The organism is Pseudomonas sp. 86_A (genome assembly GCF_017491705.1).
Taxonomy (GTDB): domain Bacteria; phylum Pseudomonadota; class Gammaproteobacteria; order Pseudomonadales; family Pseudomonadaceae; genus Aquipseudomonas; species Aquipseudomonas koreensis.
Window position 1 is genome coordinate 294,459 of record NZ_JAFGYS010000001.1, and the last position, 23,275, is coordinate 317,733.

21 protein-coding genes are annotated in these 23,275 nt (G+C 61.7%); 12 read left to right on the forward strand and 9 right to left on the reverse strand.

Annotated features, from left to right (window positions below; all coding sequences use genetic code 11):
* Window positions 1-126: 126 nt before the first annotated feature.
* A complete protein-coding gene (locus J5M57_RS01370) occupies window positions 127-1,740 on the reverse strand; it encodes a methyl-accepting chemotaxis protein (protein WP_207849872.1) in 1,614 nt (537 codons plus the stop codon).
* A 187-nt stretch (window positions 1,741-1,927) separates the two neighbouring features.
* On the opposite strand from J5M57_RS01370, the gene J5M57_RS01375 reads away from it, so the two are divergent.
* Window positions 1,928-2,242: a DUF2388 domain-containing protein gene (locus J5M57_RS01375; RefSeq protein ID WP_025111286.1), complete on the forward strand. Its 315-nt coding sequence runs from the start codon at window positions 1,928-1,930 to the stop codon at window positions 2,240-2,242.
* 80 nt (window positions 2,243-2,322) lie between these two features.
* Entirely contained in the window at window positions 2,323-2,733 is a 411-nt protein-coding gene (locus J5M57_RS01380; protein WP_243435279.1) for a hypothetical protein, read from the forward strand.
* Here J5M57_RS01380 and ligD read toward each other — a convergent pair whose 3' ends face one another.
* The 3 genes from ligD to J5M57_RS01395 are packed head-to-tail and all read right to left on the reverse strand — an operon-like array spanning window position 2,734 to window position 7,698.
* Window positions 2,734-5,337 carry a DNA ligase D gene (ligD, locus tag J5M57_RS01385; RefSeq protein ID WP_207849874.1) on the reverse strand — a complete coding sequence of 868 codons (2,604 nt, stop codon included), beginning with the start codon at window positions 5,335-5,337 and terminating at the stop codon, window positions 2,734-2,736.
* A gap of 17 nt (window positions 5,338-5,354) precedes the next feature.
* Window positions 5,355-6,308 carry a class I SAM-dependent methyltransferase gene (locus J5M57_RS01390; protein ID WP_207849875.1) on the reverse strand — a complete coding sequence of 318 codons (954 nt, stop codon included), beginning with the start codon at window positions 6,306-6,308 and terminating at the stop codon, window positions 5,355-5,357.
* 10 nt (window positions 6,309-6,318) lie between these two features.
* Window positions 6,319-7,698, reverse strand: coding sequence for an iron-containing redox enzyme family protein (locus J5M57_RS01395; protein ID WP_207849876.1), 1,380 nt, complete (start codon window positions 7,696-7,698; stop codon window positions 6,319-6,321).
* Window positions 7,699-8,023: 325 nt separating this feature from the next.
* Between J5M57_RS01395 and J5M57_RS01400 the strand changes: the two genes are divergently transcribed.
* Complete coding sequence (locus tag J5M57_RS01400) at window positions 8,024-8,482, forward strand: transposase (RefSeq protein WP_207849877.1); 459 nt, start codon at window positions 8,024-8,026, stop codon at window positions 8,480-8,482.
* 115 nt (window positions 8,483-8,597) lie between these two features.
* Here the strand turns inward: J5M57_RS01400 and J5M57_RS01405 are convergent, their stop codons facing one another.
* Window positions 8,598-9,356 carry a tellurite resistance TerB family protein gene (locus J5M57_RS01405; RefSeq protein WP_207849878.1) on the reverse strand — a complete coding sequence of 253 codons (759 nt, stop codon included), beginning with the start codon at window positions 9,354-9,356 and terminating at the stop codon, window positions 8,598-8,600.
* Window positions 9,357-9,606: 250 nt separating this feature from the next.
* Between J5M57_RS01405 and pcsA the strand changes: the two genes are divergently transcribed.
* Together pcsA and tuf are read left to right on the forward strand one after the other, a co-directional pair.
* Entirely contained in the window at window positions 9,607-10,329 is a 723-nt protein-coding gene (gene pcsA, locus J5M57_RS01410) for a phosphatidylcholine synthase (protein ID WP_169841302.1), read from the forward strand.
* 343 nt (window positions 10,330-10,672) lie between these two features.
* A complete protein-coding gene (gene tuf, locus J5M57_RS01415) occupies window positions 10,673-11,848 on the forward strand; it encodes an elongation factor Tu (protein WP_169841301.1) in 1,176 nt (391 codons plus the stop codon).
* A 120-nt stretch (window positions 11,849-11,968) separates the two neighbouring features.
* Here tuf and J5M57_RS01420 read toward each other — a convergent pair whose 3' ends face one another.
* Together J5M57_RS01420 and J5M57_RS01425 are read right to left on the reverse strand one after the other, a co-directional pair.
* Window positions 11,969-12,781, reverse strand: a complete 813-nt coding sequence (locus tag J5M57_RS01420) for a class I SAM-dependent methyltransferase (RefSeq protein ID WP_207849879.1) — start codon at window positions 12,779-12,781, stop codon at window positions 11,969-11,971.
* A 272-nt stretch (window positions 12,782-13,053) separates the two neighbouring features.
* A complete protein-coding gene (locus tag J5M57_RS01425; protein ID WP_207849880.1) occupies window positions 13,054-13,317 on the reverse strand; it encodes a DUF2790 domain-containing protein in 264 nt (87 codons plus the stop codon).
* A gap of 294 nt (window positions 13,318-13,611) precedes the next feature.
* On the opposite strand from J5M57_RS01425, the gene J5M57_RS01430 reads away from it, so the two are divergent.
* The 4 genes from J5M57_RS01430 to J5M57_RS01445 all read left to right on the forward strand — a co-directional run bounded on the left by J5M57_RS01430 (window position 13,612) and on the right by J5M57_RS01445 (window position 17,878).
* Window positions 13,612-14,352 carry a response regulator gene (locus J5M57_RS01430; RefSeq protein WP_169841298.1) on the forward strand — a complete coding sequence of 247 codons (741 nt, stop codon included), beginning with the start codon at window positions 13,612-13,614 and terminating at the stop codon, window positions 14,350-14,352.
* Window positions 14,349-15,677: an ATP-binding protein gene (locus tag J5M57_RS01435; RefSeq protein ID WP_207849881.1), complete on the forward strand. Its 1,329-nt coding sequence runs from the start codon at window positions 14,349-14,351 to the stop codon at window positions 15,675-15,677. Before J5M57_RS01430 ends, J5M57_RS01435 begins: the two co-directional genes overlap by 4 nt.
* Window positions 15,678-15,846: 169 nt before the next feature.
* Window positions 15,847-16,893: a class I SAM-dependent methyltransferase gene (locus J5M57_RS01440; RefSeq protein ID WP_207849882.1), complete on the forward strand. Its 1,047-nt coding sequence runs from the start codon at window positions 15,847-15,849 to the stop codon at window positions 16,891-16,893.
* 142 nt (window positions 16,894-17,035) lie between these two features.
* Window positions 17,036-17,878, forward strand: a complete 843-nt coding sequence (locus J5M57_RS01445) for an NAD-dependent protein deacetylase (protein WP_207849883.1) — start codon at window positions 17,036-17,038, stop codon at window positions 17,876-17,878.
* 114 nt (window positions 17,879-17,992) lie between these two features.
* On the opposite strand, the gene J5M57_RS01450 is transcribed toward J5M57_RS01445, so the two are convergent.
* Window positions 17,993-18,868: a LysR family transcriptional regulator gene (locus J5M57_RS01450; protein WP_207849884.1), complete on the reverse strand. Its 876-nt coding sequence runs from the start codon at window positions 18,866-18,868 to the stop codon at window positions 17,993-17,995.
* A 231-nt stretch (window positions 18,869-19,099) separates the two neighbouring features.
* Here J5M57_RS01450 and J5M57_RS01455 point away from each other — a divergent pair, with 231 nt between their 5' ends.
* Genes J5M57_RS01455 through J5M57_RS01465 form a run of 3 tightly spaced genes read left to right on the forward strand, consistent with a single transcriptional unit; the run spans window position 19,100 to window position 21,683 of the window.
* Window positions 19,100-19,798: a CoA transferase subunit A gene (locus tag J5M57_RS01455; RefSeq protein WP_207849885.1), complete on the forward strand. Its 699-nt coding sequence runs from the start codon at window positions 19,100-19,102 to the stop codon at window positions 19,796-19,798.
* Window positions 19,799-19,824: 26 nt separating this feature from the next.
* Complete coding sequence (locus tag J5M57_RS01460; protein WP_083368698.1) at window positions 19,825-20,490, forward strand: CoA transferase subunit B; 666 nt, start codon at window positions 19,825-19,827, stop codon at window positions 20,488-20,490.
* A gap of 11 nt (window positions 20,491-20,501) precedes the next feature.
* On the forward strand, window positions 20,502-21,683 hold the full coding sequence (locus tag J5M57_RS01465) for an acetyl-CoA C-acetyltransferase (protein WP_207849886.1): 1,182 nt from the start codon (window positions 20,502-20,504) through the stop codon (window positions 21,681-21,683).
* A gap of 225 nt (window positions 21,684-21,908) precedes the next feature.
* Here J5M57_RS01465 and J5M57_RS01470 read toward each other — a convergent pair whose 3' ends face one another.
* Window positions 21,909-23,228: an Nramp family divalent metal transporter gene (locus J5M57_RS01470; RefSeq protein ID WP_207849887.1), complete on the reverse strand. Its 1,320-nt coding sequence runs from the start codon at window positions 23,226-23,228 to the stop codon at window positions 21,909-21,911.
* Between the last annotated feature and the right edge of the window lie 47 nt (window positions 23,229-23,275).

Here is a 23,275-nt window from a genome sequence, read left to right on the forward strand (position 1 = left end):
GGCCAGGACCGGCCTTTTCGCGAGCAGGCTCGCTCCCACGGGGGAAATGCATTCCAAAGTGGGAGCGAGCCTGCTCGCGATAACGGCAGACCGGACACCACATCCGGCCGGGCTCCAACCATGCCCTTACAGCCGAAACCGATCCACCGACAGCGCCAACGCCCCCGCCAGACTCGACAGCTCATCCGTGGTATTGGCCGTCTGCCCGATCACCTTGCTGTTGCCCTCGGACATCCCGGCGATCATTTCCACCTGATGGGCAATCTCGTTGCTGGCCTGGCTTTGCTCGCCGATGGTGCGAGTGATGTCGTTGACCAGTTGTGTGGTGCTGAGGGTGGCGTCGAGGATTTCGCGGATCGCCCGTTCCACTTCGGCCGTCACCGCCATGCCCTTGTCGACTTGGGCCACGCCGGCCTCCATGCTGCTGACCGCCTCGCGGGTGCTGTGCTGGATGCGCGCGACCATGGCAGCGATTTCCTGGGTTGAGGCGCTGGTGCGGGCGGCCAGGCTGCGCACTTCGTCGGCGACCACCGCAAAGCCCCTGCCCTGCTCGCCGGCCCGTGCCGCTTCGATAGCGGCGTTGAGCGCCAGCAGATTGGTCTGGTCGGCAATGCTCTTGATCACCTGAATGATGTTGAAGATGCCTTCGGATTCCTGATCCAGCGTGCGGATCACCTGTGCCGATTGCTGCGCCGAGCGGGCGATGTCATCCATGTCGCTGACCACCTGATGGATCACTTGCCCGCCGCTCTTGGCCAGCGCCTCGGCCTGATTGGCCATGCTCAGCGCGCGTTCAGCATGGCGGGTGATTTCCTCGATGCTGGCGGTCATCTGGCTGGCAGCGGCGGCCATGGTGCCGGCGGCGACGCTTTGCTGCTGACTGCTGTCGGCCACCTGATGGCAGCCGTGGCTCAGTTGCTCGCTCATGCCGCTGACGCCGTGGGCGTTGCGCCGCACCACATCGATCATGTTGCGCAGGTCGCGTTGCATGGTTGCCAGGCTGCGGATCAGCGTACTGGCTTCGTCCTTGCCCGCAGGTTCGCTGATCGGCTCGCTGAGGTTGCCGTGGGCGATGCTTTGGGCAATGTGGTTGGCGGACTTCAGCGGCCCCATGATGCTGCGGGTCACCCAGCGTCCTTGCGCCAACAACAGCAACAGGCTGGCGAGCAACACCACGGCGAGGGCGATGTTGGCATTGCGGATCGCGCTTTCGGTGGCTTGACGGGTGTCGCGGGTGTTGCTTTCGATCAACTCGCTGAGGGCCGCCATTTGCTCTTCGAGCCGACTGAACGCGGCGTTGAACGTGCCCAATTCCCGTTGCGCACTGTCCGGGTTGTCCAGTGCCAGGCCGACGATGCGCTCGGCCGCCTCAATGTAGGTGTCCAGGCTGGGTTTGATCTGCTCCAACGCCGTCTTGAGCGGCGGATTGACCGGCAGTTTGAGGTTTTCATCCAGCACTTCGCGAAAGTGTGTCGCGTGCTCGTTGATCGAATCCCGCACCTCGGCCGCCGTGCCGGTGCTTTTACCCAGGCCCACCAGCAGCGCCGAGTACACATCGGCGCGCAGCGCATCGTGCATCATGTCGGCTTCCATGTGATTGCGCAGCGCGGTCATGCTCACCGCGTTGTCGTTTACCGCGCCGGACATGCGCGTATTCCCCACGTAGCTGACCAGACTCACGATCAGCGCTGTCAGCAGACTGGTTGCAATCAGCAACAACAAACGCAATTTGATTGACACCGTGGGTTCCTCCTGAGGCTCGCGTGAATGCGCCTGTGAGGTTTCAGTTAAGCCTATTTGTGCAAACGCGCCGCAGCCGAGCGCTTCAGCAAGTATCCTTCAGCATCGATGGAACTCCGACACGCAGCGCCCCTCTCACATTATGCAGTCCTTCCTTTTTGCTTCGCGCTTGTGGAGGAACACCGTCATGCGCAAGTTAGTGCTCGTTTCTTCTCTCCTGCTCTGCCTTCCTGTCGGCTCGGCCCTGGCTCGTGTTGATGCCGGAGACGTCGCCACCTCGGCGGGCGTTTCGGCTTCGCTGTACTCGACCTTCAAGGATCACAAAATGGTGATTCCGGCCCGTGACGACCTGTCTGCGTTTGTCGCCAGCGGCGGTGCCATCCGTGGGGTTTATCTTGAATCGGTGCTGCAACAGGTGCGCCACGACAATCCTGGGCTGAACGCCAGCGATGAAGACCTCGCCAATGCGATTCTGGTGCATTACGAAGGTCTGAATCAGTAACGGTCACGCAGGCGGCGGCCGATGGACGGCTGCCGAAGGCGCATAGGCAAAACGGTCTGACGGCCTCTATGATGGAGGCCATGACGACTCTTGCGCCTGTGGCGCCTTTGCGCTCACCCTGCCCGCCCGGCGCCTGCGATTGCGGGCGCGAATCGTTGCTGGAAACGCCCGGCACGGACTTGCGCATCCTGCGTCTGACCCGCGACCAGGAAAAAATCCTCCTCGCACGTCTTGAGCAACTCAAAGACCTCGCCGATCTGCGGCATCTGCAAACGCGTATGTACGAGCAGTTGGGCATGCGCGTGGAAGTCGCCCCGGGGTTTCATGAGGTGCGCAGCATGCTGGGTATCGAGATTCAGATCGAGGAACTGCCGGGGCTGTGCCGCAAGACACGCAAAGCCATCCCGGCGGCCATTCGTCGAGGGCTGAACAATCAACCGAAAATTGCCTTCGAACTGCTCAACGCCCACGACTTGCTGCGCGACACCTGATCATTTCTTCATGCCAACCCGCTTGCGCATCTCTGCGGTGATGCTCTGGCGGGTTTTCTTCATATCGGCCCATGGCGCGTCGCCGACCTCGTTCAGGCGCTCATGGACGTTGCTGATGTTCCACTGATTGCCACCCTTGATTTCCCCCACTTCTTCACGAAACAACGGCACCGACACCGGTAACCCTTCGCGGGTGCGCGCCGCGTAGGCACAAATGGTGGTGGCGCCCAGACCGTTGCGCAGGTAATCGATGAAGATTCGCCCCACGCGATTTTTCGGCCCGGACACTGCGGAAAACCGTTCGGGCAACAGCTTGGCCATGTGACTGACGATCGCATGGCTGAAGTCCTTGACCTCGTCCCAGCCATGCTTGCGGGTCAACGGCACCACCAGGTGAATGCCCTTGCCGCCACTGGTTTTGAGAAAGGCCTTGAGCCCCAGTTCATCGAGCACGGTCAGAGTCAGCGCGGTGGCCTCGACCATGCTTTTCCACGGCAGCGCAGGGTCGGGGTCAAGATCGAGAACGAAGCGGTCGGGTTTTTCCAGATCGACCGTCGTGGCGTTCCAGGTGTGCAGTTCCACCGTGCTCATCTGCACCGCGCCAATCAGCGCTTCGGCGTTGTTGATCAGCATCACCGGTTGGCCGGTGACGTCCTTGTCCAGCGTGGTGATGCCGGGGATGGCCAGGCGCTCGGCGTTTTTCTGAAAGAACAGTTCGCCGGCGATGCCGTCCGGCGCTCGCACCAGCGCCACCGGGCGCTCCTTGAGTTGCGGCAGGATCCACTCGGCGACGCTGGCGTAATACTCGGCCAGTTGCATCTTGGTGGTGCCGCTGACCGCATCAATCACCCGGTCGGGATGGGTGATGCGCACTTTGCCGCTGGCGAGGCCAAGCTGCGACGGCGCCGCCTCGGCTTTCGTCGCAGATGAAGCGGCTTTTTTTGATGGAGCTGCTTTCTTCGCTGGACTGGCTTTGGCTGACGTCTTCACGGGGGTCGCTCGCTCCTCGGTAATGGCCTTGGCCGGTTTGTCATTGCGCAAACCATGGAACACGGCGTGGCGCACCGAGCCGTCCTTGGTCATCTCGGCGAACGCCACTTCCGCCAACAGGCTCGGCTTGAGCCAGTGCACGCCTTTGGCGTCGAAGCCGCTCGGCGGATTGACCACGACGGCCTTCTTCACCTGCAACGGCTTGAGCTGGGCGAGGATGCTTTTCAGCGTCGTTTCGTTAAACCCGGTGCCGACCTTGCCGGCGTAGCGCAACTCGCCGCTGTCGCGATCGTGCAGGCCCAGCAGCAACGCGCCGAACGCACTGCGCGCGCCTTTCGGATCGGTGTAGCCGACAACCACGAACTCCTGCCGATGTTTGCACTTGAGCTTGATCCAGTCACCGCTGCGCCGCGACACGTAGGGCGAGCCGAGGCGTTTGCCGATCAGCCCTTCCATCTGCATCTGGCAGGCACTATTGAGCAGCGCGTCCGGGGTTTCGTCGAAGGCTTCGGAAAAGCGCAGCAACGGCTGCTCATGCCCGCCGAGCACCGTGGACAGCGCCGCGCGGCGCTCCTCGACCGGCACTTCGCGCAGGTCGACGCCGTTGAGATACGGCATGTCGAACAGGTAGAACATGATGCTGCCGCTGCGCCCGGCTTCGAAGGCGTTTTGCAGCGCCTGAAAGTCCGGCACACCGTGTTCGTTGGTGACCACCACTTCGCCGTCCAGCCACGCCGATTCCAGCCTCAACTCGGCCAGTGCCTGCGCTTGTTGCGGCAGCTTGTGCGTCCAATCGTGGCCGTTGCGGGTGAACAGCTGCACCTCGCCGTGATCAATGCGCGCCATGATCCGGTAGCCGTCGAACTTGATCTCGTAGCTCCACTGCCCCCCAGGTGCGCTGTCGACCAGAGTCGCCAGCTGCGGCTTGAGTTGTGCCGGAAGTTTGGCCTTGCGCGCACCGGTGAGCGTGCCGGACGCCGCTTTGCGCGGTTTGGCCGGGGCTTTTTTCAGCGGTTTGGCTTGCTCGGCGGCGAGCCTCGGTTGGCTGATCAAGGTGCGCTCGCTGAGCACGCTGTTCGGCTCTGCACTCAACACGTCGTAATCGTCTTGCGGGCGCGCGGCGCTGTCCTGATGCTTGATCAGAAACCAGTTCTCCTTCTTGCCCGGCATGTGCGTGCGCACCAGGTTCCAGAGCCCGGACAGTTTTTCACCCTGCAACTCGAACTTGAGTTTGCCCTTGGCGTAGGCCTTGGCCGGGTCTTCCTGCGGAATCCACACGCCACGATCCCAAACGATCACATCGCCGGCGCCGTAATGCCCTTCGGGAATGCTGCCCTCGAACGTGGCGTAATCCAGCGGATGGTCTTCGACATGCACCGCCAGACGCTTGACCTTGGGGTCGAGCGACGGCCCCTTGGGCACCGCCCAGCTCTTCAGCGCGCCATCGAGTTCAAGGCGAAAGTCGTAATGCAGGTGCGAAGCGTCGTGCTTCTGGATGCAGAACTGCAGCGCATGTTCAGTGGCCTTGCTGCGGCCACGGCGCTTGACGGCGGCGGGTTCGGAGGTCGCCGAGAAATCGCGCATGCGGTTGTAGTCGTCGAGGTTCCTGTTCATGGCGCACCTGCCTTGTGTCAGCCAATGCGGGTCACGGTCAGCGCGACCACGGCGATCCGGTCCACACGCTGGTAACCGGGGTTCAACAATTCTTCACCGAACACGTCGGGATCCAGCTCGCGATAGGTCCAGCCGAACCGCGCCGAGTCCAGCCGTGGCACAACGGTGTCGAAAAACGGATCGCGGCCATCGACCATCGCCACGCCGGTGTACAGCAGCAACGAACCACCGGGCGCCAACCGATTGAGCGCCTGCTCGACGATGCGCAACGACAATCCGGCACCCAGCGTGCCACCGCCATTGCGGTAAGCGCGCCCGGCCGGATCGGCCATAAACGGCGGGTTGGCGACAATCAGGTCGAAGCTGCCGTCGGTGCCCTGCAGCACATCGCTGGCCTGCACCTGGACGTTGGCAACCTCGGCCAACGCCGCGTTGACTGCGGTCAGGCGCAGCGCAGCGGGATTGATATCCACCGCCAGCACCTCGGCTTCACGCCGCGCGCGGGCAATCAGAATAGCCCCGACACCCGCGCCGCAGCCGATGTCCACGGCACGTTGAATCGGCGCGAAGCTCTGTTGCAGATGCGCGTGAATCAGTTGCGCGAAACGGTAAGTGTCCGGGCCGAAAAACACCGAATCGGCAGCATCGGTGGGAAACCCGGAGTGAACGAAGAGCAAGTCATCCAGGCTCGACCAGCGCACCCGGCTCTTCAAGCGGCCGTCGTAAACATCGATCACTTGGGCTTCCTGCAATTGCCGCTGCTCGTCAGCAGACAACAGCCCCGGTTCGAACGGGCGCGACCAACCAAACACATCGCGCAGGGTATCGGCCACCTGCCCTTCGTCACGCTGATTGACCCGCTGATGGGTCAACGGCGTTGGCGTGATGAAGCGGTAGCCGTCGGCCTGCAAGCGCCGGCCGAGTTGCAGCAGTGTCAGATCGTTGGCAGACAGTTGTTCTTCCTGATTCATGAAAATGTCCTTAGCGCAGGCTGGATTTGAGTTCGATGAAGCGACGGGTTGCGAGCAGCCCTGCAGGGTGGGCATGCCGGGCCGGTGACAACCACGGGATCAGCGTTGCCATCTGCGCGTGGCCGTCCTGACCTTGCAGGGCGGCGCTCAGGCGTTGCACATCGGGATCGTGTTCGGGGACGGCGGCGTCCGGGGTTGCAACCTGACGGCTGCGTCTTGGCGCCTTGCGTTGGTCGGATGGCGTCCAGTCGCCAGCAATCCAGTCGTGCAGCAGCTGTTTTTCATACGGGCTGAACACGCCGAACATCGCCGCACCGTCGCCGTCGATCAACTGCCAGAAGCGGCTGGCCTGCGGGTCCTCGTTGCGTTTGATCCAGCCTTTGTCCTGCATCGCCTGCAGGAACCCGGGCAACTGCTCGGGGGTGGCCAGCCACTGATTGACGGTTTTGCCTTCGAAGCGGCAGTAGTCCGAGTGCATGTGCTGACCGAACGGACGCTTGCGCTCGAGCATCGCCAGTACTTCGTGTTCCAGATCAAAACCCTCGATGATCGCGTGACTGCCCTGCCCCAGGTCATTGAGTCGATACCCCAGCGACACCCGGCGCAGGAATTCGCCACGATCGGCCTCCAGCGGCAGCAGGTCGAGCACCGACTGCACGGCTTTTTGCGCATGGCCAGTGCTGGCGTTGTCGATGGTCACGTGGAGGGTGAAGTAGTACGGATCGATGCCCAACTCGCTGAGTTCATAGGCGCTGATCAGCAAGTGCAGGGGCAATTGTTCGTAACCGAGGTTGTAGCCGATCACCTCCGGCAGCAAGGCCTCGCCACAAGCGCCGAGCGCCAATTGCAACGCGCCTTGCAGGTAGCGTTCATCGGCGATAGCGCTGGCGTCCTGCAGGCCGTGCTCGGCGAGCAGTTTGCGGTAGATCACCACATGGTTCTGCGCAGGATTGCCGTCGCCAAGTTCTTCCAGATAGGTGCACAACAATCCGTCGAAACGCGGGTCGCGCCATTGCGCCAGCAAGCCGTACAGCCACGCGCCATCAACCAGTTTGGTCGGCGCCACCGCTTGCAGAAAGTACAGCGCGTGCGCCTTGTTGCTGAAGTATTGGCGCGGCCCGCCAGCCTGACGCTGTTGCAAATAGTCGGCGTATTGCCGGGCAACCTCGGTGCAGTGCTCGGCGACCCAGGCTTGCCAGGCAGACGGATCCTGCGGCAGCGCCTCAGGCAACTGCGCGGCGCGCTGCAACTGTTCGCTGAGAAAATCCTGCGCGAGATTTTCAGGCTGATCCTCGATCAGCAGCGCCTCATAAATACGCCGCAGATCACCAGCAGCAATGATCGGCTGTTGCTGCGCACTCGGCGCTTGCAGGGAAGTCAGGGCATTCATGTCAGGGGTCTCGGTCGGTTGGCCTGTCAGGGCGTTGTTTCACGCCTCTACAGCAGCAGAGCAACCGCCACGGAGAAAAATTCAATCGACATGAAAATTGCCCTGACGGACGGCCTGATTAGCGCCAATTCTCTTTCATTCGATCACTTGACCCCTGTAGGAGCTGCCGAAGGCTGCGATCTTTTGATTTTTGAACATCAAAAGATCGTCCGCACGCGGCCCGAACCTTCGGCAGCTCCTACATTTACATCGTGTAATGAGCTGGATTCGCGATTGGCCTAGGAAACGCTAGTGTTCCAAGACGATGATCACGGGGGGCAATGGAATGCCTGAGGCTGCAACAGCGTGCAGTTTGCGCAAGGGACGTTATTCGGAGGTTGGGCGGGTTTATTTGCTGACGGCGGTGGTTGAAGAGCGTCGGCCGGTTTTTACCGACTGGAGAATCGGACGATTGTTGGTTGCACAGATGCGCGCGGCAGATGAGGCAGGATTGGTTGAATCTTTGGCTTGGGTGATCATGCCGGACCCTCTGCATTGGCTGGTCGAGTTGAAACGAGGGTCTTTGGCGCAATTGATGTGTCGTGTAAAGGCAAGAAGTTGCCGGTCAATCAATTTGATGTCCGGTAGACAGGGCGGCCTATGGCAACGTGGATATCACGACAGGGCCTTGCGTCGCGATGAAGATTTGAAGGCGGCTGCCCGATATATCGTCATGAATCCATTGCGGGCTGGTCTGGTGCAGCGATTGGGTGATTACCCTTTGTGGGACGCAATCTGGCTCTGAAGAGCAAAAGATCGCAGCCTGCGGCAGCTCCTACAGGTATCTGGAGTAAACCGCCGATCCTCTGTAGGAGCTGCCGCAGGTTCGGGCCGCGTGCGGACGATCTTTTGATTCTGCTTTAAACAGTCCCCTTGGCCTGCTGCTCCAGATGCACCTGCAATTGCGGGTCGATTTTCAGTGCGGCGGCCAGTTCATCCAGGTAGTTGCGTTCGGCGTCCTGCTGGTCGTCGACCATGATCACACTGACCAGGTACATTTCGGCGGCCATGCCCTGATCGCCGTTGGCGGCCTGCGCGACTTCGGCCGCTTCCAACTGTTTGGCGACTTCGGTTTCAAACCACTGCTGCAGTTGCGGATCGTCGGTGTGCTTGCTGATTTCACCTTTGATCATCTGCTGCTCCCGGGCGTCGATCTCACCGTCGGCCTTGGCTGCCGCAATCAGCGCTCGCAGCACCGCGTGACTGTGTTCCTCGACCTCGGGCCCGGCCAGCAGATTGGCCGTTTGCGGAATCTGTTGAGGTGCGGCCGATGCCTGACTGCGTTGCCAGGCCTGATACGCCTGGAACGCCATCATCCCCAGTGAGGCCAGCGCCGCGTAGTTGGTACCGCCAGAACGGCTTTGTGTACCGCCACCCAGCGCGCCGCCGAGCGCGCCGCCCAAACCACCGCTGCTACCGCCGCCGAGCAGACCGCCGAGCAAGCCACCCAGCCCACCCAAGCCGCCGGACTGCGCCGCGCCGCCACTTGCACCGCCGCCGAGCAGACCACCGAGCAAGCCGCCCAGCCCACCCAGACCACCACCGGCCGGGGTACCACTTTGTTGTCCCGTCGAGGCCTGGCCCCGCAGCAGTTGTTCGAGCAAATCGCTGGTATTCATGATCTTGTCCTCAGGCGTTGGCATTGACTGCGTCAGGCAACGATAGACCGCCGCAGCCATCGCGCCAGCACCGTCTGGCCGACACCGGCGGATTTCGCCAAGGTATTTTTTGTACAGCCAGCTAAGATTCAAAGGTGGTGAACCTTATCCCGGCCAAACCGGTCGATAACTGCAACCCCGACCCGGTTTGCCGGCGCCCTTTGCCCAAGGGTGATACCCGGCTTGCTTCATTTTTCTGGAGAACGCCCCTGTGATATCGACCGTACACATCGCCAGGCTCAAAGCATGGGGCGCCCATGGCTTTACCGCGACCGGCGTAGTCACTGCATTCCTGGCAACCCTCGCGCTGCTGGAAAACCAGCCGACCCACTGCCTGATGTGGCTCGGCGTGGCGTTGATCGTCGACGGTCTCGACGGTGCGCTGGCACGCAAGGTCAATGTGCAATCGGTACTGCCGAGTTTCGACGGCTCGATCCTCGATCTGGTGATCGACTACCTGACCTATGTGTTCATCCCGGCGCTGTTCATCTACCGCTACATTCCCCTGCCCGACTACACCCTGTTGCTGACGGTGTCGCTGATTCTGGTGTCGTCGCTGTTCTGTTTCTGCAACGTCAATATGAAGAGCAAGGACAACTATTTCGTCGGCTTCCCCGCCGCGTGGAACGTGGTCGCCCTATGCCTGTACATCATTGGCCCGGGGCCGTGGATCACCTTCCTCACCGTGATAGGCCTGGCGCTGTTGACAGTGACGCGGATGAAATTCCTGCACCCGTTCCGCGTGCGCCGCTTCATGCCGATCAACATCGCGGTGACGGCGATCTGGTTGCTGTGCAGCCTGTCGCTGGTGCTCAACCACCCGGTGATCAACCCGCTGGTGATGGGCTTGTGGTTGCTGATGTCGGCTTACTTCCTGGGGATCTGCATCTGGCGCACGGCGCTGGAGTGGTTTGATCGGTCGCAGGTGAAATAGGTCGGGGCAGCCAGACACCATCCCGGTGGGAGCGAGCCTGCTCGCGAAGGCGTTTATTCAGTCAGTAGTTCATTGTACTGACACAGCGCATTCGCGAGCAGGCTCGCTCCCACAGGGGGATCTCCATGATGCTTAATCATGCCTCTAGACTCATTCACTACTAACACTTTCCATTTAGCGCTGAACGCAATTAAAACAGCTGATTAGTCGGTGTTAAGTGGCGCTCATAGTCACTCCTTGAATCACCGTCAACTGTCAACTTTGACAGCTGCCGCCGTTACGCTGAACTCGCTACCGTGAAATCGAAAATTCGATTAGCCGCTACTCACGGGAGCTCATCATCATGGTCGCCAAGACTGACAAACCCATCATCAACGTCGGCACCCTCGGACAAAAAGGCCACGGTAAAACCACACTGACTGCCGCATTGGCTACCGTCTGCGCCAATGCATTTGGTGGGCAAGCCAAGGCTTACAGCGATATCGACTCTGCACCGGAGGAAAAAGCTCGCGGCATTACCATCAACACTGCGCACGTAGAGTACCAAACGAACAGTTTCTACTTTGAGCATGTGGACTGTCCGGATCATGCGGACTACGTAAAAAACATGATCACCGGGGCAGCCCAATTCGATGGAGCAATCCTCGTTTGCTCGGTCAAAGATGGGCCAACGCCGCAAACCCGCGAGCACATCCTGCTGGCACGCCAGACAGGTGTTTCAAACATCGTGGTTTTCCTGAACCATTGGGAAAGCGACAGTGACACTCAGGCTGACAAAGTAGCAGTCGACGTACAAACCCTGCTCAGTGCCCATCAATATGACAACGTACCCGTCATACGCGGCTCCGCGTTGATGGCGTTGAATGGCCAGGGTCAGGGTCTGATGGGCGTCAGTGCCGTGAGGAAACTGCTGGACGAAATGCAGCGCACCTTTTCTCCTGCCCCGAAAGCTGAAACTAAACCGTTTCTGATGCCTGTGGAGGATGTTTTCTCGATTGCAGATCGCGGTACTGTGGCGACGGGTCGCGTTGAGCGGGGTGTTATCAACGTTGGCGAGGAAATGGAAATAGTCGGCCTACGGGACACGATAAGAACCACCTGCATTGGCGCCGAAATGTTCCGCAAACGGCTGGATCAGGCCAAGGCAGGGGATAATGCCGGCGTTGTGCTGGCCGGGCTCCAGCGCGAAGACATTGAACGTGGCCAGGTGCTGGCTAAGCCAGGATCAATCAAGCCTCACAAGAAATTTACCGCCAGTATTTATGTATTGTCGAAGGATGAAGGCGGGCGTCATGCCCCATTCTTCAATAATTATCGACCCCAGTTCTACTTTCGTACGACTGACGTAACCGGATCGATCGAATTGCCAGGGGACCGTGAAATGGTAATGCCGGGGGACAATGTGACACTCACAGTTGAACTGACCAAGCCAATCGCAATGGAGCGAGGTCTGCGTTTCGCGATCCGTGAAGGCGGTCGAGCAGTCGGTGCGGGCGTAGTGTCCGAAATCTTAGACTGAAACGTTTTCCGCAGGCTTGCGCCTGCTCTCGATGGCGGTGTGTCAGCAGAGCAATATTCGGCTGCCGCACCCCCTTCGCGAGCAGGCTCGCTCCCACAGGGTTTGGCGCTGTTCCGCCATTCAGCGCTTGGTAATGACCACCTCCAGATACTCGCTCGGCACCACCAGCGAGCCCTCGCCTGCCCGGTTCGAGCGGTTCAACAGATCCGCCAGATCACTCTCCAGCGCCAAGGCGCTTTCCGGTGGCAACGCCGCGAAGGCTTTGTGCACCGGTCCGTACCAGTGGCGGAAAATGTCGATGAAATGCGCCGCCGAGCGATAGCGAAAGTTGAAGCTGCGGCGCGTCACCTGCAGCAAAAACTGGCGTTCGTCGAAGTGGCTGTGCAACCACGTTTCGGTGCCCCAATTCGATGGCGGCTGGGCCACGGCGGGCGGTGGCACGTGGCGACCCAGCACCTTGAACATCTGGCCGACGAAGCCTTCCGGTGTCCAGTTCGCCAGACCGATCCGCCCGCCCCGCCGGCAGACCCGCGCCAGCTCCGTGGCGGCGGTGGGCTGGTCCGGGGCGAACATCACGCCGAAGGTCGAGAGCACCGTATCGAAACTGTCATCGGCAAACGGCAACGCTTCGGCATCGGCGACCTGAAAAGTCACGTCCAGATGCTCGGCCCGCGCCCGGTCCTGCCCGCGCTCCAGCAGCGCCGCGACATAGTCGGTGGAGGTCACCCGACAGCCCCGGCGCGCCGCTGCGAGGGTGGCATTGCCATTGCCGGCGGCGACATCCAGCACCTCTTCATCGCAGCGCAGGTCGCAGGCCTCGGCAAGGTTTTCGCCAACAATCTGCAAGGTGGTGCCGATCAGCGCATAGTCGCCGCTGGCCCAGGCGACTTTCTGGCGTTCTTTCAGGCCCGTCAGATCAATGGGGGTGCTCATCAATCATGCTCCGCAGCAGGTGGGTGGACTGGCCAACTCACTATCGCGTGGAGGGTCGCCGGCGTCCCTGCCAATCGTCCGAAGAGCCTTTAAAACGGGCGCCGGGCCGATGAATGGCGAGCTTTTGTAAAGCCCTCGAAACACCGTCGGGGTCAGCGCGGCTGGACACTGCTGGAGCACTTCCGCGCCGGGGACAACGACCCATGGCTCATGGTGCGCGACCTGTGAGCCATTTAGAGGGATGGCCAGCGACGGTCGATGCCGATAAGCACTCAGTTCTCGTTGTTGCAGCCGTCGGCGAATTTGCGGTAATCCAGCACCTGGGTCTCGCCCGCCGAATCGAGGTAGGTCATGCGCGCATCGACAATGCCGCAGGTCACCGAAGTGTCCTGGGTCATCGACAGCACTTTCTGCACGTCCAGGTGTGTGCCGTAGGTGTAGGTGTGCGGGCTGGCATCGGCTTCGGCGCGGGCCGACAGGGTGCAAATGTTCAGGGCGGCGAACAGGCAGGCGGCGATCACGGATTTGCTGGTCATGGCGGTTTCCTCGGGGCATGTAGGGGTTTGGGCCGAGGCCATCGGTGTGGGCCTCGATGGCGCCTATTTGAGGCGCCCGAGGTATCGCGTGTGTGTCTGGAAACGCTCGGTATGACTCGCTGTGTATCCCCGCCGCCCGGAGATACACAGCGATACAAAGCCCTGGAAAACTCGCGCTTTTGCGTTGGTGTGTATCCGGCGTTGCGCCAGATACACTGCAATACAAACCCGGGCAGGCGAACCGCAACAGTCTCGATAGACTGCACGGCATCGCCCTTTGATAGAGGTTCTCCGATGGAACATGTCGATCACATTCTCATCGTCGACGACGACCGCGAGATCCGCGAGCTGGTCGGCAATTACCTGAAAAAGAACGGCCTGCGCACCACCGTGGTTGCCGATGGCCGGCAGATGCGCAGCTTTCTCGAAGCCAATACCGTCGACCTGATCGTGCTCGACATCATGATGCCCGGTGACGATGGCCTGCAGCTGTGTCGCGAATTGCGCGTGGGCAAGCACAAGGCCACGCCGGTGCTGATGCTCACCGCGCGCAACGATGAAACCGACCGCATCATCGGCCTGGAAATGGGCGCCGATGATTACCTGACCAAACCGTTCGCCGCCCGTGAACTGCTGGCACGCATCAACGCCGTGCTGCGCCGTACGCGCATGTTGCCGCCGAACCTGGTGGTCACCGAAAGCGGTCGCCTGCTGGCCTTCGGTCGTTGGCAACTGGACACCTCGGCCCGACACCTGCTGGATCAGGACGGTACGCTGGTCGCCCTCAGTGGCGCCGAATACCGCTTGCTGCGGGTGTTCCTCGATCACCCGCAGCGGGTGCTCAGTCGCGATCAGTTGCTCAACCTGACCCAAGGTCGCGAGGCCGATCTGTTCGACCGTTCCATTGATCTGCTGGTCAGTCGCCTGCGCCAGCGTCTGCTCGACGACGCCCGCGAACCGGCTTACATAAAGACCGTGCGCAGTGAGGGCTATGTGTTCTCGTTGCCGGTAGAAATCCTCGGGGCCTCGGCATGAGCCTCAAACTGCAGTGGCCGCGCACCCTGGCGTCGCGCTTGTCGCTGATCTTTCTGGTCGGGCTGATCCTCGCTCAGGCGCTGTCGTTCGGCGCGCAGTATTACGAGCGTTTCCAGAGTGCCAGAAGCACCATGCTCGGCAATATGCGAAGCGATGTCTCGACTTCGATCGCGATCCTCGACCGCCTGCCCATGCAGGAACGCCCCGCCTGGCTGAGCCGACTGGCCCGCACCAACTACGACTATCTGTTGAGCGACGGCGAAGCCGGTGCACCGCTCGACGCCGATGCCGACGAGGTGCCGGTGGCCGTGACCTCGATCACCGCCGCGATCGGCGGTGCCCATCCGCTGACCTTCACTCGGTTTGCCGGGGAGAAAAAACACTTTCAGGCCCATGTTCGCCTCAGCGATGGCAGCCCGGTGACCCTCGATGTGCGTCCGGCCATGCCGCCGCTGTCGCCGTGGCTGCCAGGGGTATTGCTCGGGCAACTGGCGCTGCTGATCGCCTGCACCTGGCTGGCGGTGCGCATTGCCATCCGCCCCCTTGCCCGCCTCGCCAACGCGGTGGAAACCCTCGATCCCAACGCGCACCCGGTGATGCTCGATGAGCAAGGCCCGACGGAAGTGGCGCACGCCGCGCGGGCCTTCAACGCAATGCAGGCGCGCATCGCCGCGTATCTGAAAGAGCGCATGCAACTGCTGGCGGCGATTTCCCATGATCTGCAAACCCCGATCACCCGCATGAAGCTGCGCGCAGAGTTCATGGACGACTCGGTGGAAAAAGACAAACTGTGCAATGACCTCGGCGAGATGGAGCATCTGGTGCGCGAAGGCGTGGCGTACGCCCGCAGCATCCACGGCTCGACCGAGGAAAGCCGCCGCACCGACCTCGACTCGTTCCTCGACAGCCTGGTGTTCGACTATCAGGACATGGGCAAGGACGTGCAGTTGCAGGGCAAGAGCGCGGCAGTGATCGACACCCGCCCCCAAGCCCTGCGCCGGGTGCTGGTGAACCTCACCGATAACGCGCTGAAATTTTCCGGGGCGGCGCAATTGCAGGTCGAAACCGGCGCGGGCCTTACCATCAAGGTCATGGATCGCGGACCGGGCATTGCCGAAGACCAGTTGCAAAAGGTCCTGGAGCCGTTCTATCGCGTGGAAAACTCGCGCAACCGCAGCACCGGCGGCACCGGCCTCGGACTGGCGATCGCCCAGCAACTGGCGATGGCCCTCGGCGGTTCGCTGACCCTGAGCAATCGCGAGGGCGGTGGTTTGTGTGCTGAACTGAAATTGCCACGCTCCTGGCCCACAAGGGAAATAACGTGAGCCACAAACCCTGCAGGTTGCCCCGGCCCGGCTAGACTGACTGATGACCCAGTCGAGGGGGCTGCAGGACGCAACCATCGCCCTGCCCGCATCCATGACCACCGCCCGGTGGGGTATGCCTCGACCTTCAACGCCGCCGGACTGTGATCCTGTTTGAGGAGCACATGTGATGGACGAGGCCCGACTCAACGCATTCATGGGCAAACTGGTCAACGACATGGGCGGCGCCGCGATGCTGGCGAACGTCATCGTTGGCGAAGAACTCGGGCTGTATCGGGCGATGGCCGACAGTCAGCCGATCACCGCGCAAGCCCTCGCCGAAAAGACCACCTGCAACCCCCGACTGGTGCGTGAATGGCTCAGCGCCCACGCTGCCTCCGGCTACATGGAGCATCAAGATGGCCAGTTTCGCCTGCCGGAAGAACAGGCGCTGGCATTGGCCGTCGAGGACTCGCCGGTGTACGTCGCCGGCGGGCTCGGTGTGGTGGCGTCGTTTTTCCACGACAAGGACAAACTGGTCAAGGCCATGCGCGGCAACGGTGCCCTGCCCTGGGGCGATCATCATCCGTGCATGTTCAGCGGCACCGAACGCTTCTTCCGCCCCGGCTACAAAGGTCACTTGATCGCTGAATGGCTGCCGGCACTGGAAGGCGTCGTCGCGAAGCTCGAACACGGCGCCAAAGTTGCCGACATCGGCTGTGGTCACGGTGCTTCGACGGTGATCATGGCCCAGGCGTTTCCCAACTCGAATTTCGTCGGCTTCGATTACCACGCCCCGTCGATTACCGTTGCTACTCAGCGCGCCGAAGAAGGTGGGGTCAGCAGCCGGGCGACATTCTTCCAGGACACCGCCAAAAGCTACCCGGGCGGCGACTATGACTTGATCTGTTACTTCGACTGCCTGCACGACATGGGCGACCCGGTCGGCGCGGCCCGGCATGCCTACGAGTCGTTGAAGGACGACGGCACGGTGCTGCTGGTCGAGCCGTTCGCCAACGACGCGCTGGACGACAACATCAACCCGGTCGGACGGCTGTTTTACGCAGCGTCGACCTTTATCTGCACACCGAATTCGCTGTCGCAAGAAGTTGGCCTCGGTCTCGGTGCCCAGGCCGGTGAAATGCGTTTGCGCAAGGTGTTTGCCGAGGCCGGGTTCAAGCACTTTCGCCGGGCGACGCAGACGCCGTTCAATCTGATTCTGGAGGCACGCAAATAGCTCACCGCGATCACCTGTGGCGAGGGCGCTTGCGAAACGCCCACAAAGGCAGGCCTGCTGCGCAGTCCAGCGGGAGCAAGCTCCCTCGCCACAAAGGTCAGTGCTAACCTGCAAGGCATTCATCTGCCCCGGAGTGCTGACCATGCTCGACAGCCCGACCCGCAAACACCTCGACACCCTGCACCGGGCCATGGCCGATGGCGGCTTTGTGGTGCTGACCGGCGCCGGTATCAGCACGCCGTCGGGCATTCCGGATTACCGCGATAGTGAAGGTGTGCGTCGGGGTCGGCAGCCGATGATGTATCAGGAATTTCTCGCCGCCCCCGAATCCCGTCGTCGCTACTGGGCGCGCGCCATGCTCGGCTGGCCGCGGGTGCGTCAGGCGCAACCCAATGCGGCGCACACCGCACTGGCCCAATTGCAGCGCCAGGGGCAGATCAGCGGATTGATCACCCAGAACGTCGACACCCTGCACGATCAGGCCGGCAGTCCGGATGTGATCGAACTGCACGGCAGCCTGCACCGCGTGCTGTGCCTGGACTGCGGTCAGCGCAGCGCACGCGATGACATTCAGCAGCGGATGGTCGAGCAGAATCCGTACCTGGCCGGAGTCGATGCGGTGCAGGCGCCGGACGGCGATACGCTGCTCGATCCGGCGTTCGAAGCACGCTTTCAAACCCCGCAGTGCCCGTATTGCGCAGGCGAGCGGATGAAGCCGGACGTGGTGTTCTTCGGCGAGAACGTGGCGCCGCCGACAGCGGCTCGGGCCATGGCTGCAGCGGAAAATGCCGAAGGATTGCTGGTGGTGGGCTCGTCGTTGATGGCGTATTCGGCGTTTCGCTTGTGCCGGGTGATCGCCGATCGCCGCAAGCCGTTGATGGCGATCAACCTGGGCAAGACCCGCGCCGATGACTTGCTGGATTTGAAGATCGAGGCGTCGTGCGAACAGCTGCTGCCGTTGCTGGCGCAACACTTGACCACCTGAATCCGCACGCCCCCTGTAGGAGCTGCCGCAGGCTGCGATCTTTTGATCTTGCTTCTAAAAACAACGTCAAAAGATCGCAGCCTGCGGCAGCTCCTACAGGGATGGGATCGCAGTTCAGTGTTCGGCTTTGAGAATATCGAACAACGCCTGCGCCGCTGCCGACAGCTCATTGCCCGGCTCGGTCAACACACCAATCGCCCGCTCCACCGAGTCGTTCAAGGTCAGGCAACAGGCACCCAGTTCCAGCATCTGCTCGGCACACAACGCCGGCACCGCACTCACCCCCAGCCCGCTGGCGACCATGCGCCCGACCGTCGCCAGCTGATGGCTTTCAAACTCCACCGGCAGCTTCATGCCTCGGGCCTGCAAGTGTTCTTCGAGCATCACGCGCACCGTCGACGGACGTTGCAGGGTAATGAACGGTTCCTGCAGCAAGGTCTGCCAGTCGATGTCGCGGCGCCCGGCCAGCGCCGAATCCCGCGGCACCACGGCGACAAAGCGGTCCATGTGCAGCGGGGTAAACGTCAGCGCGGTGTTCTGCATCGGTTCGAATGCCACGCCCAGCTCCACTTGCCGGTCGCGGACCATTTCCAGCACTTGCTCGTTGATCACGTCGTTGACCGTGACGTTGACGTTCGGATAGCGCGCACGAAACGTCTTGAGAATCGGCGGCAGCAGGTTGCCGGCAAACGACGGCATCGCCGCCAGCGTCACCCGCCCGCGTTGCAGGCTGAAGCGCTGGCGCATTTCGTCTTCGGCGTTGTCCCAGTCGGCGATCAGACGCCGGGCCAGCGGCAGCAGCGATTCGCCCTCGGCGGTCAGCGCGACGTTGCGCGTGTTGCGACTGAACAGCCGCCCGCCCAGCCCCTCTTCCAGCGCCTTGATGGTCAGGCTCAGCGCCGACTGCGACAGGTGCAGGCGCTCGCAGGCCACGGCGAAGCTCAGGCTCTGGGCGACGGCTAGAAAGGCGCGGATCTGTTTGATGGTCATACTGAATACGCCTTGATCCTTGTAGGAGCTGCCGCAGGCTGCGATCGTTTGACGTTGAAAGACAAGAGCAAAAGATCGCAGCCTGCGGCAGCTCCTACAGGTAAACGGAATCTATTGTTGAGTTTTATCTATTAATCAACCTTAAAAATCAACTTAACAAATATATCCTCCAGCGAGACACTCCAGTCATTCGGCTAGCCAGCCGCCCGACAAACAATAAAAGAGGTGCATATGGCAGGTTTCGACAAGCGCGTGAGTTCCTACGAGGAAGCTCTGGCAGGTCTTGAAGACGGCATGACCGTGATCGCCGGCGGCTTCGGCCTGTGTGGCATCCCGGAAAACCTGATCGCCGAGATCAAGCGCAAGGGCACCCGCGACCTCACCGTGGTCTCCAACAACTGCGGCGTCGACGGTTTCGGCCTCGGTGTGCTGCTGACCGACCGCCAGATCGGCAAAGTCATCGCCTCCTACGTCGGCGAAAACAAACTGTTCGAAGAGCAACTGCTCAAGGGCGAGATCGAAGTCATCCTGACCCCGCAAGGCACCCTCGCCGAGAAAATGCGCGCAGGCGGCGCCGGCATCCCGGCCTTCTTCACCGCCACCGGCGTCGGCACCCCGGTCGCCGAAGGCAAGGAAGTGCGCGAATTCAAAGGGCGCAAGTACCTGATGGAAGAGTCCATCACCGGCGACTTCGCCATCGTCAAAGGCTGGAAAGCCGACCATTTCGGCAACGTCATCTACCGTCACACCGCGCAGAACTTCAATCCGCTGGCCGCCACCGCCGGCAAGATCACCGTGGTCGAAGTCGAAGAAATCGTCGAACCCGGCGAGCTGGATCCGTCGCAGATCCACACCCCCGGCATCTACGTCGACCGGGTCATTTGCGGCACGTTCGAAAAACGCATCGAACAGCGCACCATCCGCAAATAACTCAAGCCCAGACGGAGAACAACAACATGGCACTTTCCCGCGAACAAATGGCTCAGCGCGTCGCCCGCGAAATGCAGGACGGCTTCTACGTGAACCTCGGTATCGGCATTCCGACCCTGGTCGCCAACTACATTCCCGAAGGCATGGAAGTCATGCTGCAATCGGAAAACGGCCTGCTCGGCATGGGTCCGTTCCCGACTGAAGACACCATCGATGCCGACATGATCAACGCCGGCAAACAGACCGTGACCGCCCGCATCGGCGCGTCGATTTTCAACTCCGCCGAATCCTTCGCGATGATCCGTGGCGGGCATGTCGACCTGACCGTGCTGGGCGCGTTCGAAGTCGACGTCGAAGGCAACATCGCTTCGTGGATGATTCCCGGCAAACTGGTCAAGGGCATGGGCGGCGCCATGGACCTGGTGGCCGGTGCCGACAACATCATCGTGATCATGACCCACGCGTCCAAGGACGGTGAGTCCAAGCTGTTATCCAGGTGCAGCCTGCCACTGACCGGCGCCGGGTGCATCAAGCGCGTGCTGACCGACCTCGCCTACCTGGAAATCGAAAATGGCGCTTTTGTCCTCAAGGAACGCGCACCTGGCGTCAGCGTCGAGGAAATCGTCGCCAAAACCGCTGGTAAACTGATCGTCCCGGATCACGTACCGGAAATGCAGTTCGCTGCCCAGTGAGGAATTCGAAAATGCAAGACGTCGTAATTGTTGCCGCCACCCGTACCGCCATCGGCAGTTTCCAGGGTTCACTGGCCTCGGTGTCCGCGGTGGATCTGGGCGCGGCGGTGATCCGCCAGTTGCTCGAACAAACCGGTCTGGACGGTGCGCAGGTCGATGAAGTGATCATGGGCCAGGTGCTGACTGCCGGCGCCGGCCAGAACCCGGCGCGTCAGGCTGCGATCAAGGCCGGCCTGCCCCACGCCGTGCCAGCCATGACCCTGAACAAGGTCTGCGGCTCCGGCCTGAAAGCCCTGCATCTGGGCGCGCAGGCGATCCGTTGCGGCGACGCCGAGGTGATCATCGCCGGAGGTCAGGAAAACATGAGCCTGTCCAACTACGTGATGCCGGGCGCACGCACCGGTCTGCGCATGGGTCATGCGCAAATCGTCGACACCATGATCAGTGATGGTCTGTGGGATGCGTTCAACGATTACCACATGGGCATCACCGCGGAAAATCTGGTCGACAAGTACGAGATCAGCCGCGAGCAACAGGACGCTTTCGCCGCCGCCTCGCAGCGCAAAGCCGCGGCTGCCGTCGAGGCGGGTCGCTTCGTTGATGAGATCACCCCGATCCTGATTCCGCAGCGCAAAGGCGACCCGCTGGCGTTCAAGGTTGACGAACAACCACGCGGCGACACCACCGCCGAATCCCTTGCGAAACTGCGCCCGGCGTTCAAGAAGGATGGCAGCGTCACCGCCGGCAACGCTTCGTCGCTGAACGATGGCGCCGCTGCGGTGATCCTGATGAGCGCCGAAAAAGCCAAGGCCCTGGGCCTGCCGGTGCTGGCAAAAATCGCCGCGTACGCCAATGCCGGTGTTGACCCGGCGATCATGGGTATCGGCCCGGTCTCGGCCACCCGTCGCTGCCTCGACAAGGCGGGCTGGAACATCGGCCAGCTGGACCTGATCGAAGCCAACGAAGCCTTCGCCGCGCAATCGCTGGCGGTGGCCAAAGACCTGCAATGGGATCTGGACAAGGTCAACGTCAACGGCGGCGCCATCGCCCTCGGTCACCCGATCGGTGCGTCGGGCTGCCGGGTGCTGGTGACCCTGCTGCACGAGATGATCAAGCGTGATGCGAAGAAAGGTCTGGCGACCTTGTGCATCGGCGGCGGCCAGGGCGTGGCGCTGGCGCTGGAACGCGCTTAACCCCCGAGTTCACAGCGGGCGGTGGATCCACGACATCCGCTGCTCGCTGGCAACAAAAACCCGGTGCGACTTGCGTTGCACCGGGTGTTTTTTTATCTATCCAGAATTTTCTTTGAATCGGCCGACCCCATCGCGAGCAGGCTCACTCCTACAGGGAAACACGTTACAACTGTAGGAGTGAGCCTGCTCGCGATAGGGCCAGCTCAGACGCTACAAAACCCTCAGTCACACCACCATCTGCAGAATCAACCACGCATTCGCCCCACTGATCAGCGCAAACAACCCCCACGCCAGCACCCGGGTCGGCAGCCGGTTCACAAACGGCCCCATCAGTTGCTTGTCGCTGGTCATGCGGATCAGCGGGTACAGCGCAAACGGCAGTTGCAGGCTCAACACCACCTGACTCAACACCAGCAGCTTGCCCACTGCGTTGTCGCCCATCAGCCACACGCCGATGAACGCCGGGATCAGCGCCAGCCCACGAGTGATCAAACGCCGCTGCCAGCAGGGAATCCGCAGGTTCAGATAGCCTTCCATGATCACCTGCCCGGCGATGGTCCCGGTGAAGGTCGAACTCTGCCCCGACGCCAGCAAGGCCACACCGAACAGCACACTGGCCAGCGCGCCGCCGACCAGCGGGTCGAGCAGGTGATAGGCGTCCTGAATATCAACCACGTCGGTATGCCCGGACTGGTGAAACGCCGCTGCCGCGAGAATCAGAATCGCCGCGTTGACCAACAGCGCCAGGGCCAGCGAGCCGATGGTGTCGATGCGCGCCAGGTTCACCGCATCCTGCTTGCTCGCCAGGTCCGTGCCGATCATCCGCGTCTGCACGATCGAGGTGTGCAGGTAGAGGTTATGCGGCATCACTGTCGCGCCGAGAATGCCGATCGCCAGGTACAACGGTGCGGCGTCGCTGATCGCCGAGAGCGACGGCTTGAAGCCGGCGAACACGTCCGGCCAGTAAGGTTTGATCAGCACCAGTTCGACGAAGAAACACACGCCGATGGTCGCCACCAACACCAGCATGATCGCTTCCAGGCGGCGGAAACCACGGTTCTGCAGGGCCAGCACCAGCAGCGTGTCGAAGGCGGTCAGGGCGATGCCAAAGGTCAGCGAACAACCGAGCAGCAAGTGGAAGGCCAAGGCACAGCCGAGCACTTCGGCCAGGTCGGTGGCGATGATCGAGATTTCCGCCAGCACCCATTGCAGGCGTGCGGTCGGCGTGCTGTAGCGCGCGCGGGACAGTTGCGCCAGATCGCGCCCGGTGGCAATGCCCAGGCGCGAACACAGGCACTGCACGACCATCCCCGCCAGGCTCGCCAGCAACACCACGAACAGCAGGCTGTAACCAAAACGCGAACCGGCCTCGATGGCGGTCGCCCAGTTGCCCGGGTCCATGTAGCCGATCGACACCAGTAAGCCGGGACCGGCGAAGCGCAGCACGCGCTTGAAGAACGAGGCGTTCGGGTCAACCGCGACACTGCCGGCCACTTCCGGCGGGCAGAACGGCGCAGTGGCGATTTTGGGTAAGCTGAATTTCACGCACACATCCAGAAACAAGTCGGAAAGTCGCAGCTTAGACGTTTCAG